At 70.8% G+C, this 16,350-nt stretch carries 12 protein-coding genes; 9 read left to right on the top strand and 3 right to left on the bottom strand.

Features of this window, described 5'->3' with window-relative positions; all coding sequences use genetic code 11:
* Positions 1-43 precede the first annotated feature (43 nt).
* From AC1MGR_RS20695 to lpxD, 5 genes are all read left to right on the top strand, one after another.
* Positions 44-1,294, top strand: a complete 1,251-nt coding sequence (locus AC1MGR_RS20695) for an HlyD family secretion protein (RefSeq protein ID WP_480232782.1) — start codon at positions 44-46, stop codon at positions 1,292-1,294.
* Positions 1,295-1,303: 9 nt separating this feature from the next.
* Positions 1,304-2,884 (top strand): DHA2 family efflux MFS transporter permease subunit, encoded by a 1,581-nt coding sequence (locus AC1MGR_RS20690; protein ID WP_480232781.1) that lies wholly within the window; start codon positions 1,304-1,306, stop codon positions 2,882-2,884.
* Positions 2,885-3,070: 186 nt separating this feature from the next.
* Positions 3,071-4,231, top strand: coding sequence for an RIP metalloprotease RseP (gene rseP, locus AC1MGR_RS20685; protein ID WP_108034959.1), 1,161 nt, complete (start codon positions 3,071-3,073; stop codon positions 4,229-4,231).
* Between the two features lie 323 nt (positions 4,232-4,554).
* Positions 4,555-7,116 carry an outer membrane protein assembly factor BamA gene (gene bamA / locus AC1MGR_RS20680; protein ID WP_108034960.1) on the top strand — a complete coding sequence of 854 codons (2,562 nt, stop codon included), beginning with the start codon at positions 4,555-4,557 and terminating at the stop codon, positions 7,114-7,116.
* A gap of 45 nt (positions 7,117-7,161) precedes the next feature.
* Entirely contained in the window at positions 7,162-8,220 is a 1,059-nt protein-coding gene (gene lpxD, locus AC1MGR_RS20675; RefSeq protein ID WP_480232780.1) for a UDP-3-O-(3-hydroxymyristoyl)glucosamine N-acyltransferase, read from the top strand.
* Positions 8,221-8,225: 5 nt separating this feature from the next.
* Here the strand turns inward: lpxD and AC1MGR_RS20670 are convergent, their stop codons facing one another.
* On the bottom strand, positions 8,226-9,635 hold the full coding sequence (locus AC1MGR_RS20670) for a helix-turn-helix domain-containing protein (RefSeq protein ID WP_480232779.1): 1,410 nt from the start codon (positions 9,633-9,635) through the stop codon (positions 8,226-8,228).
* A 326-nt stretch (positions 9,636-9,961) separates the two neighbouring features.
* Between AC1MGR_RS20670 and fabZ the strand changes: the two genes are divergently transcribed.
* The 4 genes from fabZ to lpxB are packed head-to-tail and all read left to right on the top strand — an operon-like array spanning position 9,962 to position 13,306.
* Complete coding sequence (fabZ, locus tag AC1MGR_RS20665) at positions 9,962-10,417, top strand: 3-hydroxyacyl-ACP dehydratase FabZ (RefSeq protein WP_480234858.1); 456 nt, start codon at positions 9,962-9,964, stop codon at positions 10,415-10,417.
* Entirely contained in the window at positions 10,414-11,226 is an 813-nt protein-coding gene (gene lpxA, locus AC1MGR_RS20660) for an acyl-ACP--UDP-N-acetylglucosamine O-acyltransferase (protein ID WP_108034964.1), read from the top strand. Before fabZ ends, lpxA begins: the two co-directional genes overlap by 4 nt.
* Complete coding sequence (locus AC1MGR_RS20655) at positions 11,223-12,137, top strand: LpxI family protein (RefSeq protein ID WP_480232778.1); 915 nt, start codon at positions 11,223-11,225, stop codon at positions 12,135-12,137. Before lpxA ends, AC1MGR_RS20655 begins: the two co-directional genes overlap by 4 nt.
* A complete protein-coding gene (lpxB, locus tag AC1MGR_RS20650) occupies positions 12,134-13,306 on the top strand; it encodes a lipid-A-disaccharide synthase (RefSeq protein ID WP_480232777.1) in 1,173 nt (390 codons plus the stop codon). The genes AC1MGR_RS20655 and lpxB overlap by 4 nt, the downstream gene beginning before the upstream one ends.
* Positions 13,307-13,310: 4 nt before the next feature.
* Here the strand turns inward: lpxB and AC1MGR_RS20645 are convergent, their stop codons facing one another.
* Both AC1MGR_RS20645 and hrpB read right to left on the bottom strand, forming a co-directional pair.
* Positions 13,311-13,754 carry a DUF805 domain-containing protein gene (locus AC1MGR_RS20645; RefSeq protein WP_480232776.1) on the bottom strand — a complete coding sequence of 148 codons (444 nt, stop codon included), beginning with the start codon at positions 13,752-13,754 and terminating at the stop codon, positions 13,311-13,313.
* Positions 13,751-16,255 carry an ATP-dependent helicase HrpB gene (gene hrpB, locus AC1MGR_RS20640; protein ID WP_480232775.1) on the bottom strand — a complete coding sequence of 835 codons (2,505 nt, stop codon included), beginning with the start codon at positions 16,253-16,255 and terminating at the stop codon, positions 13,751-13,753. The genes AC1MGR_RS20645 and hrpB overlap by 4 nt, the downstream gene beginning before the upstream one ends.
* Positions 16,256-16,350 lie beyond the last annotated feature (95 nt).

Here is a 16,350-nt window from a genome sequence, read left to right as displayed (position 1 = left end):
CCGAACGGTTCGGTCAATGCTTTCGAAGAGCCGGATCGAGCCCATGAGCCTGCGCGAGGACGACGAATTTCGAGCGGAGTCGGCCCCGGGCGACTCCTCCCGGGTCGACACCGGCGGCGGGTCGACCTTCTCGGCGCCGGCCGCCGCCGTTCCGGCTCCGGCGATGACGCCGGCGGTCATCGCGACGCCAACGGGTGAGGCGCGTCCCAGGCCCCGGCGGATGCGAAAGGTCGTGCTGGCGACCCTGCTCCTCGCCGCCCTCGGCGGGGGCGCCTACAAGGCGCATGCCTGGTGGACCGTCGGGCGCTTCTTCGTCAGCACCGACGACGCCTACGTGCAGGCCGACATCTCGGTGCTGGCCGCCAAGATTCCCGGCTACCTCGCGGCAGTGCCGGTCGTGAACGGGCAGATGATGCACAAGGGCGATGTGATCGCCCGGATCGACGACGGCGATTACCACCTCGCCGCGCAGGCCGCGCACGATAAGCTGGTGACGCAGCAGGCGGCCATCGCCCGCATCGCCCGGCAGGTCGAGGCCGCCCAGGCGCAGATGCTGCAGGCCTCGGCCCAGATCGACGCCAACCGGGCCGATGCAGTCCGCGCGGCGGCCGACTATGCCCGTCAGCAGCAGCTCGAGAAGGTCGATTTCGTCGCGAAGGCGCGCATCGAGCAGGCGCGGGCCGATCGCGACCGGACGGACGCCGCCGTGAAGGGGGCCGAGGCCTCCCTCGTGGCCATGCGGGCCAATGTCGAGGTGCTGCGCGCGCAGGGCAAGGAGGCGGAGGGGCTCGCCGCCGAGCTGCGCACCGCCGAGGCACGGGCCGCGCGCGACGTCGCGTTCACGACGATCCGGGCGCCCTTCGACGGCGTGATCGGCAACAAGGCCGTGGAGGCCGGCGCCTATGTCTCCCCGGGCTCGCGCATCGCCGCCCTGGTGCCCCTGGAGAGCGTCCGCATCGACGCGAACTTCAAGGAGACCCAGGTCGAGCGCATGCATCCGGGCCAGCGCGTGCACATCGCGGTGGACGCCTACCCGGACCGCGACATCGTCGGCGAGGTCGAGTCGCTCTCGCCCGCCTCCGGCTCGGTCTTCAGCCTGCTGCCGCCCGACAACGCCACCGGCAACTTCACCAAGATCGTCCAGCGCCTGCCGGTGCGGGTCCACGTGCCGGCCGACGTCGCCCGCGAGGGCATCCTGCGTCCCGGCCTCTCGGTGACCGTCCGGGTCGACACCCGCGAGACCGGCGAGACCGCGGCCGTGGACGACCGCCTGCGCACGGCCTCCCGGCACTAGGCGCCGACGATGGCCGCGACAGCCACCCTGGGACAGGCCGCACCGGCCGCCGAGCCGCCGCTCGACCGCCGCCGCATGGTGGCGTTCGTCTGCATGGTGTTCGGGATGTTCATGGCGATCCTGGACATCCAGATCGTCTCGGCCTCGCTGGCCGAGATCCAGGCCGGCCTGTCGGCCTCGGGCGACGAGATCCCCTGGGTCCAGACCAGCTACCTGATCGCCGAGGTGATCTCGATCCCGCTCTCCGGCTTCCTGTCGCGGGTGGTCTCGACGCGCTGGATGTTCGTGATCTCGGCCGGCGGCTTCACGCTGATGAGCCTGATGTGCGCCACCTCCACCTCGATCAACGAGATGATCGTCTGGCGGGCCGCCCAGGGCTTCATCGGCGGCGGCATGATCCCGACCGTCTTCGCGTCCGCCTTCACGATCTTCCCGCCGTCCAAGCGCTCCATCGTCTCGCCGATGATCGGCCTCGTGGCGACGCTCGCGCCCACCATCGGGCCGACGGTGGGCGGCTACCTCACCGACCTGTTCGACTGGCACTGGCTGTTCCTCGTCAACGTCGTGCCGGGGATCTTCGTGACCGTGTCGACCTACCTCCTGGTCGATTTCGACGAGCCGAACCTCGCTCTGTTCAAGCGTTTCGACTGGTTCGGCCTCGTGTTCATGGCGCTGATGCTCGGCTGCCTCGAATACGTGCTGGAGGAGGGGCCGAACCACGACTGGCTCGCCGACGAGGCGGTCCTTGCCTGCGCGGTGGTCTGCCTGACCGCCGGCCCGGCCTTCTTCTGGCGGGCCTTCACGGCCGCCGAGCCGATCGTCGACCTGCGCGCCTTCTCCGACCGGAACTTCACGGCCGGCTGCATCTTCAGCTTCGTCCTCGGCATCGGTCTGTACGGCCTGACCTATCTCTACCCGGTCTATCTCGGGCGCGTGCGCGGCTACTCGGCGCTGCAGATCGGCGAGACGATGTTCGTCTCGGGCCTCTGCATGTTCGCCACGGCGCCGATCGCCGGGCGCTTCTCGGGCAAGGTCGACCCGCGCCTGATGATGGGGCTCGGCTTCCTCGGGTTCGCCACCGGCACCTGGATGGTCACCGGCCTGACCAAGGACTGGGACTTCTGGGAACTCCTGGTGCCGCAGATCCTGCGCGGCTGCTCGCTGATGCTGTGCATGATTCCGATCAACAACATCGCCCTCGGCACCCTGCCGCCGGCCCGCATGAAGAACGCCTCCGGCCTCTACAACCTGACCCGGAACCTCGGTGGAGCCGTCGGGCTCGCGCTGATCAACACTATCCTGAACGACCGCTGGGATCTCCACCTCGCCCGCCTGCACGAGCGCTTCACCTGGACCAACACCGCCGTCCTCGAGCGCCTGGAGATGACCCGCCGGCAATTCGAGGTGCTCGGCGGCAATGCCGACGCGATGGCGCTGAAGGCCTTGATGAACACCGTGCGCCTGCAGGGCCTCGTGATGGGATTCACCGACGTGTTCCTGGTGCTGACCTTCCTGTTCGTGGCCATGGCCTGCGCCGTCCCCTTCATCCGGCGGCCCCGTGCGGCGGCCGGCGCCGGCGGCGGTCACTAGCCGGTCCGTTCGCCGGTCCGAAGCCGGCGCGGTTCTTTACCCTGACCCCGGGAATGCGGGGACAGCCCGGCGCGAAACGCCCCCCTGCGACCGCAAAACCCCCGTCAAGGGTTTGCGTTCGCGTTCCACGCATCCGATCTGCTACAGCGGAACGACGGCCCCGGGGGAGGCCGAGAGGATCGACCAATGGACTTTCTGAACGCCATGGGCGGCACGGCGAGCGGCTTCTTCGGCGCCGTGATCCCCTTCCTGATCGTGCTGAGCATCGTCGTCTTCGTGCACGAGATGGGACATTTCCTGGTGGGGCGCTGGTGCGGGGTCGGCGTCCACGCCTTCTCCCTCGGCTTCGGACCGGAACTGTTCGGCTTCAACGACCGGCATGGGACGCGCTGGAAGCTCTCGGCGATCCCCCTCGGCGGCTACGTGAAGTTCCACGGCGACGCCAACGGCGCCAGCGTCCCGGATCCCGAGGCCGTGGCCCGGATGTCTCCGCAGGAGCGGGCCACCAGCTTCCCGACCCAGTCGCTCCCGAAGCGCGCCGCCATCGTGGCCGCGGGGCCGATCGCCAACTTCATCCTCGCCATCGCGCTGTTCTCCGGCGCCATCTATTTCGGCGGGCGGTACGAGACGCCGGCCCGCGTCGAGGCCGTGATGCCCGACAGTGCTGCCGCCCGGGCCGGCTTCGAGCCGGGCGACGTGATCCGTGCCATCGGCGGGTCGCGGGTCAACAGCTTCACCGACATGCAGCGGACGGTCTCGGGGGCGGCCGGCTCCAGCCTGACCTTCACGGTCGAGCGCGGCGGCGAGACCCGCGAGCTCGTGGCCGTGCCCGAGCGCAAGGAGGATGTGACGCCCTTCGGTCGTCACCGCTTCGGCCGTCTCGGCATCCAGGGTCCGAAGGCGAGCGAGGCCAAGCTCGTGCATTACGGTCCGGTCGAGTCCCTCGGCCTCGGGACCTACGAGACCTACTTCGTGGTCGACCGGACGATCGACTATATCGGCAAGCTGGTGACCGGCCGGGAATCCCCCGACCAGCTCTCCGGACCGATCGGGATCGCCCGCGTCTCGGGTGCCGTGGCCCAGAGCGGCGGCCTCGGGGGCCTCATCGGCCTGATCGCGCTGCTGTCGGTCTCGATCGGCCTCCTCAACCTCTTTCCGGTGCCCCTCCTCGATGGTGGCCACCTGCTGTTCTACGCCTTCGAGGCCGTCCGCGGCCGGCCCCTGAGCGAGCGGGCCCAGGAGATTGGCTTCCGCATCGGCCTCGCCCTGGTTCTGTTCCTCATGTTGTTCGCCGCCTGGAACGACATCCTCAATCTCGGTGCGTCCTGGGGTGCGCGCGGAACCTGAGCACCCGCCCGGGTTTCGCGGGACGGTCCCGATCCGGGACACGCAACCGCCTCGATCTTAACCACAATCCCAGCCGCGCGCGGAACCTCCGGGTTTCGCGCGCAACCGTTTGTTGACCCTGTTCGACGATCGGCCCGGGGCGTTAAGTGACCGGAAGGCCACGTCTCCCCAAAATCCCCAGTGAGCGGGACCCCCCAGCGTTTGCTTAACGTGGGAATCCCGATAGAAGCTGAGCTTGGGACCAGATGTCAGGACGCCCGGAAAACGGGCGCCTGATTGCGGGTGCAAACTCGCGCTGAAGATATAAAGAGACGGGCGATTACATGATGTCGATGACGGGGAAGCGCCGGCGTAAGTCGGCGGAACAGACCATCGTCCTAGTCGCCGCGGCGGCCGCTGGCCTCGTTCTCGGTGGAACCGCTCAGGCGCAGCAGATCGTCGTCCAGGGTAACAAGCGTGTCGATGCCGACACCATCCGGTCCTACGTGACCGGCACCGCCTCCGGCTCGCCCGAGGAAGCCCGCCGCAACCTGCTGGCGAGCGGCATGTTCTCCGACGTGAAAGTCTCCCGCAACGGTGCCAGCACCGTCGTCAGCGTCCGCGAGAACAACCTGATCAACCGGGTGGTGTTCGAGGGCAACAAGAAGATCGAGAAGGCCACCCTCGAGGGCGAGGTCGAGGCCAAGGCGCGCGGCGCCTTCAGCGAGGCCGTGATCCAGGCCGACATCCAGCGCATCAAGGAAGTCTACCGCCGCGCCGGCCGCGGCACGGCGAAGGTGACCTACCGGACGGTCGATCTGCCGAACGGCCGCCTCGACGTGATCTACGTGATCGAGGAAGGCGACAAGACCGGCATCAAGGCGATCAACTTCGTGGGCAACAATGCCTACTCGTCGTCGAAGCTGCGCGAGCTGATGTCCTCCTCGGAGATGAACTTCCTCAGCTTCATCAAGACGTCCGACGTCTACGATCCCGATCGCATCACCAACGACCTCGACATCGTCCGGCGCTACTACCTGAAGAACGGCTACGCCGATTTCCGCGTGGTCAATGCCGATGCCCGCTACGTCGAGGGCGAGGGCGATGCCGGCTGGGTCATCACCGTCACCGTCGACGAGGGTGAGCAGTACCGCGTCGGCGCGGTGGCGATCGATTCCCGCCTGCCGGGCCTCGACACCCAGAGCCTCGATGGCGAGATCCGCGCCCAGGTCGGCGACGTCTACAACGCCGAGGACGTGGAGCGCACCCTCAACGGCGTGACCAACCAGGTCGGGCGCCAGGGCTACCCCTTCGCCCAGGTGCGTCCCACCGGCCAGCGCGACCGCGCCACCCACACCGTGGCCCTGGGCTTCGTGGTCGAGGACGGACCGCGCGTCTACGTCGAGCGCATCAACATCCGCGGCAACACCCGCACCCGCGACTACGTCATCCGGCGCGAACTCGATATCACCGAGGGCGATGCCTACAACCGGGTGCTGACCGACCGGGCCGAGCGGCGCCTGAACGGCCTCGGCTTCTTCAAGAAGGTGCGCTTCTCCAACGAGCCGGGCTCCTCGGCCGACCGCGTGATCATCAACATCGACGTCGAGGATCAGCCCACGGGTTCGTTCTCGGTGGCAGGCGGCTACTCCACCCAGGACGGCATCATCGGCGAAGTCTCGATCTCGGAGTCGAACTTCCTCGGCCGCGGCCAGTACGTCCGCGTAGCGGGCACCGGCGGCCAGTACTCGCGCGGCTTCGACTTCTCGTTCACCGAGCCGTACTTCCTCGGCTACCGCCTCGCCGCCGGCTTCGACGCCTTCTACAAGTACAGCGACCAGACCCGCTACTCGCGCTACGAGACCACGGTCTATGGTGGCCAGCTCCGCGTCGGCCTGCCGATCACGGAAGAGTTCGGCATCACGATGCGGTACTCGCTCTACAACACCGAGCTGAAGGTCCCGAACACGGTCAAGCGCCCGTACAACGACTGTTCGAACCCGATCCCGGGTTACACGGTGTTGACGAATGGTGCCCTCGCGACCGGTGCGGCGGGCGAGCAGGCTGCCTACCCGAACTGTGCGTTCGACGGCGAGGCCTCGATCGCGCTCAAGGGTTCGCAGGGCAACACGCTGACCTCGCTGGCCGGCCTGACGCTCGCCTACTCGACCCTCGACAACCTGGGCTCGCCGCGCAACGGCCTCTACGCCGAGCTGAAGCCCGACGTCGCCGGCCTCGGCGGCGACTCGAAGTTCTTCCGCGTGACTGGCGATGCCCGGTACTACAAGGAGCTCTACGAGGACGTGGTCGGCTTCGTCCGCTTCCAGGGCGGTCACATCACGGCCCTGAACGACCAGCCCCTGCGCATCACCGACCAGTTCTTCCTCGGCCCGTCGCTGGTCCGTGGCTTCGCGCCCAACGGTATCGGCCCGCGCGACGTCGGCATCAGCGACAGCCGTTCGAACGCCATCGGCGGCTCGACCTACTTCGGCGGCACCCTCGAAGTGCAGTTCCCGCTCCCCGGCGTGCCGCGGGATCTGGGCCTGAAGGGCGCGGTGTTCGCCGATGCCGGTACGCTGTTCGGTTATAATGGTAAGACCCAGTTCAACGTGAACGGCGATGCCTTCATCAACGGTATCGCCCCGGGCGGCGCCTGTAACTTCAACCAGAACACCATCGGCGTCGAACCCGAGTGCGTGAACGTGCGTGACAAGATGACGATCCGGTCCTCGATCGGTGCGTCGATCCTGTGGAACTCGCCGCTGGGCCCGATCCGCTTCGACTACGCCTACGCCCTCTCGAAGGATGAAGGCGTGAAGGCCTACGATGCGACGGGCAACTACCTCGGCCGCGTCGGCAAGGATCAGCTGCAGGCCTTCCGGTTCTCCGGCGGCTCGCGGTTCTGACCCGGAGCGCTGCCTCCTTTCGGGGAGGCAGCGCGTTGTGACGGCATGTCAGATCCGATCTTCTTCTCCGCGACCACCACCCTCAGCCTCGGCGCCATCGCCGAGGCTGCTGGCGTTTCGCTCCCCGAGGGCACGAACCCGGACGGCGTGATCACCGGCGCCGCGCCGCTGGAATCCGCGACGCCGACCGACGTCGCCTACATGGACAACGCCCGTTACGGTGACGCGCTCGCGGCGACCCGGGCCGGGCTCTGCCTCGTCTCGCCCCGCTTCGCCCCCCGGGTCCCGGCCGAGACCGTGGCCCTCGTCCTGCGCGATCCCTATCGGATCTATGCCGGCCTGCTCGCCCGGCTCCACCCGGAGGCGATGCGGCCCGCCTCGCTCTTCGGCTCGGCCGGCATCGCCCCGGGCGCGCATATCCATCCCGAAGCCCGCCTCGAGCCCGGCGTGCAGGTGGATCCGGGCGCCGTCATCGGCCCTGGCGCCGAAATCGGCTCCGGCACGGTCATCGGCCCGAATGCCAGCATCGGCCCCAGGGTCCGGATCGGACGCGACTGTTCGGTCGGTGCCGGGGCCACCCTGACCCATGCCCTACTCGGCAACCGGGTCATCATCCATCCGGGCGCCCGCCTCGGCCAGGACGGCTTCGGCTTCGCCATGGGGCCCGGCGGACACCTGAAGGTGCCCCAGATCGGCCGTGTGATCGTTCAGGACGACGTCGAGATCGGCGCCAACACGACCATCGATCGGGGCGCCAGCCGCGACACGATCATCGGTGAGGGCACCAAGATCGATAACCTCGTGCAGATCGCCCACAACGTCGTCATCGGACGCCACTGCGTGATCGTGTCCGGGGTGGGCATCTCCGGGTCGACCACCCTCGAGGACTACGTCGTCCTGGGTGGTCAGGTTGGCGTCGTCGGCCACCTGCGAATCGGGATGGGCTCGCAGATCGCCGGATCGTCGAACGTGAACCGTGACGTGCCGCCGGGCAGTCGGTGGGGCGGGACGCCGGCCAAGCCCGTGCGGGCCTGGTTCCGGGAATTGACCACGCTCGCGCGCCTGGCCGAGCGCTCCACCGGCGGGGACGAGCCGAAGGCCTGAAAGCCTCAGCCGCGCGGGTGCCGATCCTCCAGGTGGAGGTAATCGCCCCCGAAGCCGGCAAGCGCCTTCAGCCCGCCGGGATCGCGGATCGCCAGCATCCCGTCGGTCTGTGCGACGAGACCGCGGCTGGTGAGGTCCTGGATCGCCCGCGTCACGTGCACGCTGGAGAGGCCGGTCGCGTCCGCGAGGTCCATTTGCGTCAGGCGCAGCGGGAAGCCCTCCGGGCCAGCCAGCCCGACGACCTCGAATCGGGCCTGCAATTCGCAGAACAGGTGCGCGACCCGCTCGATCGGCCCGCGCGACCCGAGACCGACCAGCCATTCGCGCAGGGTCGCTTCGTCCACCAGGGTGGTCTTGCGCAGGGCGGCCGCGATGTTGGGATGGTCGCGGATCAGGTCGAGCACGGTCGCCCGGTCGAGGCGAGCCACCCGACTGTCCGTCAGGGTCATGATGGTGTGGTCCATCCGGCTGAGCAGGGCGACGTCGAGGTCGCAGAAATCGCCCGGAAGCAGGTAGGCCGTGATCTGGCGGCGATCCGGGCCGATCCGCCGATAGCGGCAGGCCATGCCTTCCAGCATCAGGAACACGCCGCCGGGGCGGTCGCCCTCGCGGATCAGGTCGGTCCGGGCCGGAACCGCGACGGTCTCGTCCGTCAGGCGCTGCAGGTGCCCGCGATCGGCCGACGAGAGCGGTACGAAGCCGTGCAGCTTGCGGATGAAGGGGTTCGCATCGGCCTGCGCCGGCGCGCTGCGACGGGCCGCGCGGGCGGGCTTCGCCGTGGGCGCCTGCGCCGCGTGGCCGGACCCCCTCAGCGCCAGGACGACCAGGCCGGCGAATTGCTGCAGGATCCGGGCGTCTTCCGCATCGAACCGCGCGGTCACGTCGTGATGGATCGCCCACAGCACGCCGCGAACCTGTCCGGAGGTGTCCCGTACGGGCGTGAACAGGCCTTCCAGCAGGGGCGCACCCGCCTCGTCGGCGAGGCCGGCGAAGGGACGGCTGACGAGGAGGGTCTCGCCCGCGTCCAGACAGCGGCGCTGCGCGTCGGCATCGTGGGGAAACCGCAGGCCGGCCTGATCCGCAAGGCGGCCGGCGACGCGGCTCCAGACCAGTGCCTCGGTCCCGTCCTCGCGGAGGGCGAGCCCCGCCGAGCCGCATCCGCAGAGCCGGAGGACCGCGTCGAGGATCGCATGGCCGGCGGCGCCGGGGTCCGGCACCAGGCGGGCGGCGACCGCACCGAGGGCCGCGGCCGTGGCGGCGACGTCCGTGGCGCGGGCGGGGCGGTGCGCGAGATCGGCTAAGATGACGACATCGCCAGGGCGCAGCGCCTGAACGTTGTTGCTGGCTGAAACGTCGTTGTTCCCTGGTCTCGCGGCGGCGCTATGAGCGAGCCGATCCTTGTCGGGTGAAACCATCAGGTCTTGTCCTCGGAAAGGGAGGTCTTCGGACAACCGCCGTTTCTGCGTCGGCCCTTTTGGATTCTGGGGCTCGCGAGGGCGACGTCAAGATCGTGTGAATTCTACTCAAACGATAGCCTCCACACCGAGATGACAACGTGGCGATCGGTCGCCCCGAATCCCGGGCGGGGTGGCCGGCCGGGCGCCGCATTCGGGCCTGAGGGCTTGCATCCGCGGGCCATCTGCCGAATGAAGGCGCTTCCTCCAGGACTGGCGGCGAACGGGAACGAGGCGGGGCGGCGGGGGCGCCGACGCGCAGTGGGATCAGACAATCGATGAGCGACATGCCGCGTGAACTCGGCTCGGCTGATATCCAGAAGGTTCTGGAACTCCTGCCGCACCGCTATCCCTTCCTGATGATCGACCGGATCATCGAGATCGATGGCGACCAGAGCTGTATCGGGATCAAGAACGTCACGATCAACGAGCCGCAATTCACCGGGCATTTCCCCGGCCTGCCGGTGTTCCCCGGCGTCCTGCTGATTGAGGGCATGGCCCAGACCGCGGGCGCCATCTGCTGCCGCCACATCATGGGCGACGAGCTGCGCACCAAGCAGGTGTTCTTCATGACCATCGACAAGTGCAAGTTCCGCAAGCCCGTCGTGCCCGGCGATACCGTCCGCTACCACATGACCAAGACGAACCACCGCCGGACCATGTGGTGGTTCCGCGGCGAGGCGCGGGTCGACGGCGTCCTAGTCGCCGAAGCCGAGATCGGCGCGATGCTGGTGACCGAGTGAGCGCCGCCGCGGAGATCCACCCGAGCGCGGTGGTCGAGGACGGCGCGACCCTCGGCGAAGGCGTCCGGGTCGGCCCGTTCTGCCATGTCGGCCCGGCCGTGACACTCGGGGCGGGCTGCGAACTGGTGAGCCACGTGGTGGTGGCCGGCCAGACGACGATCGGTCCCCGGACCCGGCTCTACCCCTTCGCCTCCATCGGCCATCCGCCGCAGGACCTCAAGTTCAAGGGCGAGGCCTCGACCCTGACGATCGGCGCCGACTGCCTGATCCGCGAGGGCGTGACCATGAATCCCGGCACGGCCGGGGGCGGCCTCGAGACCACGGTCGGCGACAACTGCACCTTCCTCGCCAACGCCCATGTGGGCCACGATTGCCGGGTCGGCGACGGCGTCGTGTTCTCGAACAACGTCATGCTCGCCGGCCATTGCAGCGTCGGCGATTACGCGATCCTCGGGGGCGGCGCCGCCGTGATCCAGTTCGCGCGCGTCGGGGCCCACGCCTTCGTGGGCGGCCTGTCGGGTCTGGAGAACGATTGCATCCCCTACGGCATGGCCCTGGGCAACCGGGCCTACCTGTCGGGCCTGAACATCATCGGCCTGCAGCGGCGGGGCTTCGCCCGGGAGGACATCCACACCCTGCGGCGGGCCTACCGGCTGCTCTTCGCCAACGAGGGCACGCTGATGGAGCGCCTCGAGGATGTCGCCGCCGAATTCGAGACCCACCGCGCCGTGGCCGAGATCGTCGCCTTCATCCGCGCCGGCGGCAAGCGTTCGCTCTGCACCCCGCGCGAGACGCCGAGCGCCGCTTGAGCGCGAACCCGGCGCCGGCCGCGCGCATCGCGCCCGCACCGGCGGCGCTGGTCCTGGTGGCGGGCGCCGGCCGCCTGCCGGAACTCGTGGCCACCTCCCTCGACCGGGCGGGGCGTCCGTTCCGCGTCCTGGCTATCCGGGGGTTCGCCGAGCGGGCGATGCGCGCCCGTGCGGCCGCCACCGTCGATCTCCTCGACATCGCCGGCATCCTGGCGATCCTCAAAGCCTGGGGCCCGGTCACCGTGGTGCCGGCCGGTGGCGTGTCCCGGCCGAACCCGGCCGCGATCCTCAACGCCGCCGCGGCCCTGCGCAACCGCGATGCCCTGAAAGCCATCTCCGGCGGGGGCGACGACCGGCTCCTGCGCGGTGCCCTGGCGCTGCTGGAAGAGCACGGCCACGGCGTCGTCGGCGTCCACGAGGTCGCGCCCGATCTCCTCAGCCCCGAAGGCCTGCTCGGCCGGCACATACCCGATGCCGCCGCGCGCGACTCCATCGCCACCGGCCGCGCCCTGCTGGCATCCCTGTCGGATTTCGACGTCGGCCAGGCCACCGTCGTCGTCGGGCAGCGGGCCCTGGCGGTCGAGGGCCCGGAGGGGACGGACCGGATGCTGGCCCGCGCCCGGAGGCTCGGCCGCCGCCCCCTCGGCTACGGCAGCGCGCAGCCCGGGACCGTACTGGTGAAATGCGCCAAGATCGGTCAGGACCTGCGGGTCGACCTGCCGGCGATCGGCCCGCGCACGGTGGCGAACGCGGCGGCGGCGGGCTGTTCGGGCCTGGCCGTCCAGGCGGGCTTCACCCTCATCATCGACCGACCGGCCACGATCGCGGCCGCGGACCGGGCGGGCCTGTTTCTCCTCGGCCTGGGTGCCGACGCGGGCGGTCCTGAGGCGAGAACGGGATCGGGACCATGAGCGAACCGCGCAGCGAGCGGACGATCTGGCTGGTGGCCGGCGAGGATTCCGGGGATCAGCTCGGGGCCAAGCTGATGCGCGGCCTGCGCGAACTCTCGGACCGGCCGATCCGCTTCGGCGGCGTCGGCGGCGAGGCCATGGCGGCGGAGGGCTTCGCCTCGTTGTTTCCCATCGATGACGTGGCGGTGATGGGCTACCTGCCGGTGGCCGCCCGGCTGCGCACCCTGCTGCGCCGCATCCGCCAGACCGTGCGCGACGTGGTCGAGGCCCGGCCGGACGTCCTCGTCATCATCGACAGCCCCGGCTTCACCCACGCGGTCGCCGCGCGGGTGCGCAAGCGGATGCCGAACCTGCCGATCGTGGACTACGTCTCCCCGAGCGTCTGGGCCTGGCGCCCCTGGCGGGCGGCGAAGATGCGCCCCTTCATCGACCACGTCCTCGCGCTTCTGCCGTTCGAGCCGGAGGCGCATCGGCGCCTCAACGGCCCGGCCTGCACCTATGTCGGCCACCCGCTGATCGAGCGGCTCGGGGATCTGCGGCCCGGCTCCGCCGAGGCCGAGGCCCGGATGACGGGGCGCCCGGTCCTAGCGATCCTGCCGGGCTCGCGCCGCTCGGAGATCGAGCGCCTGATGCCGGTCTTCGGCGCGACCCTGGCGCGACTCACGGCGCGCTTCGGGCCGATCGAGGCGGTGCTGCCGGCGGTGACCCGGCACAGGGCCCTGATCGAGCGCCTCGCGCTGGCCTGGGACAGCCCGGTCACCCTCGTGCACGGCGAGGCGGCCAAGCACGCCACCTTCCGCCGGGCCCGGGCGGCCTTGGCGGCCTCCGGCACCGTCACCCTGGAACTGGCCCTGGCCGGCGTGCCGATGGTGGTCGCCTACAAGGTCTCGCGGATCGAGGAAGCCGTGGCCCGCCGCCTCATCCAGGTCCCCACGATCGTGCTGCCGAACCTGATCCTGGGCCGGAACGCCATGCCGGAATTCATCCAGGCCGAGTGCACGGCCCCGCGCCTCGCCGACGCCGTCGCACCGCTCCTCGCGGGGGAGCCGGCGCGGGACGCGCAGGTGGCCGCCCTCGCGCGCATCGACAGCCTGATGCGACTGCCGGACGACGATCCGCCGAGCCGCAGCGCCGCCCGCATCGTCCTCGCCGCCCGCCGGGCGGCCTGACCGGTCACGCCGCCCCGGGGACCGGGCCGTACCGGTTGGCTCCCGGGCTCCCGGTCCGGAACACCGTCTCGACGAAGAACCAGACGAAGAAGCCGAGCATCGCCAGCACCAGGGCGATGACGGGGAGGGGATGGGCGTCCACGGCCCGCTCCAGGGGCAGGACGCTGACGGTTTCCGCCAGGACGTACAGGCCGAGCCAGCCGCCGCTGCGGTCCCGGTCGTGCAGGCGCCGGATCGTCTGGATCGCCGTCGCGCCCATCACCGGCAGGATCCCGGCGACGGCCAGGAACCCGGCCCAGCGCAGGCCGAGGCTCGCGAGCCAGATGCCGAGGCAGAGCAGCCCGAAGCCGAAGAGCAGGGTGCGGATCAGCCAGTGCCGGTAGGCCGGCGCCGCGAGCCGGCCCCGCGGATCGAAGAGGGCAAGGGTGTAGCGCAGGCGTCCGCTCACGTGCCCCTCGGCTTCACCCGGCGGGTCGGCGGCTCGGCGACCGGGTCCTCGGGCCAGGGATGGCGCGGATAGCGTCCGCGCATCTCCGAGCGCACGGCGCTCCACGACCCGCGCCAGAATCCCGGCAGGTCGCGGGTGATCTGGATCGGCCGCGAGGCCGGCGAGAGCAGGTGCAGCACCAGGGGGATGCGTCCCCCGGCGATGCTCGGATGGCGTTCGAGCCCGAACAGCTCCTGCACCCGAACGGCGAGCACCGGCCCGCCCTCGGCCTCGTAATCGAGGGCGATGCGCGAACCGGTGGGCACCGCGACATGGGTCGGGGCCTCCGCGTCGAGCCGGGCGCGAAGGGACCAGGGCAGCAGCGCCTGGAGGGCGCGCCCCAGGTCGTCGGCGTCGATCGCGTCGAGGCTGGTGCGCCCGACGATCTCGGGGGCGAGCCACGCCGCGATCGTGGATACGAGGTGGGCGTCGGACAGGTCGGGCCAGGTCTCGGGATCAGTCGCCCGCAGGAAGTGCAGGCGAGCCCGCCACTGCGTCAGGGCCGGCGTCCACGGCAGGGCCTGAAGACCGATTTCGGCGACGCCCCGCGCCAGGATTTCCGCCGAGGCGAGGTCGGCCGGGACCGGCAGGGTGCGCTCACCTAGGGTGAGGGCTCCGAGGCGCCGCAGGGCACGGGCCCGCAGGGCGCGGGAGCTCCGATCGAAGGCGACCTGCGTCGCCGCCGTGATCGTCGATCCGAACAACGCCTCAATGGCTTCCAGGGTGATCGGGGCCGCCGCGAGGATGCGTCCCTGCGCGGCTGTGCCGGTGAGTTCGGCCACCACGAGGAACGGTGCGCGGGCGAGGGCGGAGGCCGCATCCACGCGTCCCGCCCGGCCATTGGCCATCACGAACTCGCCGTCGCGGCCCCGGGCGCGGGCGACACGGTCGGGATAGGCCAGGGCGAGGAGCGGCCCGGCCTCGCTCATGTCGAGGCCGGCCGGTGCCCCGACCCGTTCAGCGGCAAAGCTCTCCGCCTGCCGGGCCCAACCCTGGGCGAGGCGTCGCATGTCGCTGGCCCGCTGGCCGCGGTCGCGGGTGAAGCGCTCGGCCCGGTGGGTGACGTCGGTGTCGTCCCCGCCGAGGCCGCGCTCCACCAGCACCGCCGCGAGATCCGCCGCCGCGCGGGCCGTGCCGTATCCGGCCGCACCGACGACCATGCGGGCGAGGCGCGGCGGCAGGGGCAGGGCGCGCAGGGCCCGGCCGGTCTCGGTGAGACGCCCGTCGGCCGCGATCGCCCCGAGGTCGCGCAGCGTCGCCTGTGCCTCGGCCAGGGCGGGCGCGGGCGGCGTATCGAGGAAGGCCAGGGACGCGGGATCGGACACGCCCCAGGCGGCGCAGTCGAGCAGCAGGCCCGAGAGGTCGGCGGCGAGGATCTCCGGGCGGGTGAAGGGCTCGAGGGCGTTGGTGGCGGCCTCGGCCCAGAGGCGGTGGCAGATGCCGGGCTCGGTGCGGCCGGCGCGCCCCCGGCGCTGGTCCACGGAGGCGCGCGAGGCCCGCGCCGTGACGAGGCGGGTCAGCCCGAGGCCGGGCTCGTAGACGGGCACGCGCGACAGGCCGGAATCGACCACGATGCGCACGCCCTGGATGGTCAGCGAGGTCTCGGCGATGCTGGTGGCGAGCACCACCTTGCGCCGTCCCGGTGGCGCGGGCGCGACGGCGCGGTCCTGCTCGGCGGGCGTCAGCGCCCCGTAGAGCGGCGCGATCTCGGTGGTGGCGTCGACTTTGTCGGCCAAGAGTGTCGCGACCCGGCGGATCTCACCCTGGCCCGGCAGGAAGGCCAGGACCGATCCCGGATCGGCCCGCAGGGCCCGCAGGATGGCCTCGGCCACGACCTCCTCGATCCGCCGGTTCGGGTCGCGGTCCCAGTAGCGCGTCTCCACCGGGTAGGCGCGCCCTTCCGATTCGATCACCGGCGCCGTGCCGAGCAGGCCGGCGACCCGGGCACCGTCGAGGGTCGCCGACATGACGAGGATCCGCAGGTCCTCGCGCAGGGCTCCCTGCGCATCGAGGGCCAGGGCGAGGCCGAGATCCGCGTCGAGGGAGCGCTCGTGGAATTCGTCGAACAGGACGGCGCCGATGCCGGTGAGTTCCGGGTCGTCGAGGATCATGCGGGTGAAGACGCCCTCGGTGACGACCTCGATGCGGGTGCGGCCGGAGATCTTCGAGCCGAGGCGGACCCGCAGGCCGACCGTGTCGCCGACGCGCTCGCCGAGGGTGGCGGCCATGCGCTCGGCGGCTCCGCGGGCGGCGAGGCGGCGCGGCTCCAGCAGGATGATCTTGTCGGCGGGCCGCAGCCAGGGCGCCTCGAGGAGGGCCAGCGGCACCCGGGTGGTCTTGCCCGCGCCGGGCGGCGCCACCAGCACCGCGGCCGGTCCTCCGGCGAGGGCGTCGCGCAGGGCCGGGAGGGCGTCCTCGATCGGCAGGTCCGATACGGCGTTGGCGGAGCTTGGGTGGGCCATCCCGGTGCTGGTGACGCGATCCAGCGCGAACCGCAAGCCGGGGGACGAGCCCGTGAAGGCCGATGGCCGCCATGCCGAAGCCCCCGGTCGTGCTG

This window comes from Methylobacterium sp. BI1 (genome assembly GCF_056680125.1).
The sequence above is the reverse complement of the archived record's forward strand: the minus strand, read 5'-3'. Positions and strand labels throughout refer to the sequence as shown.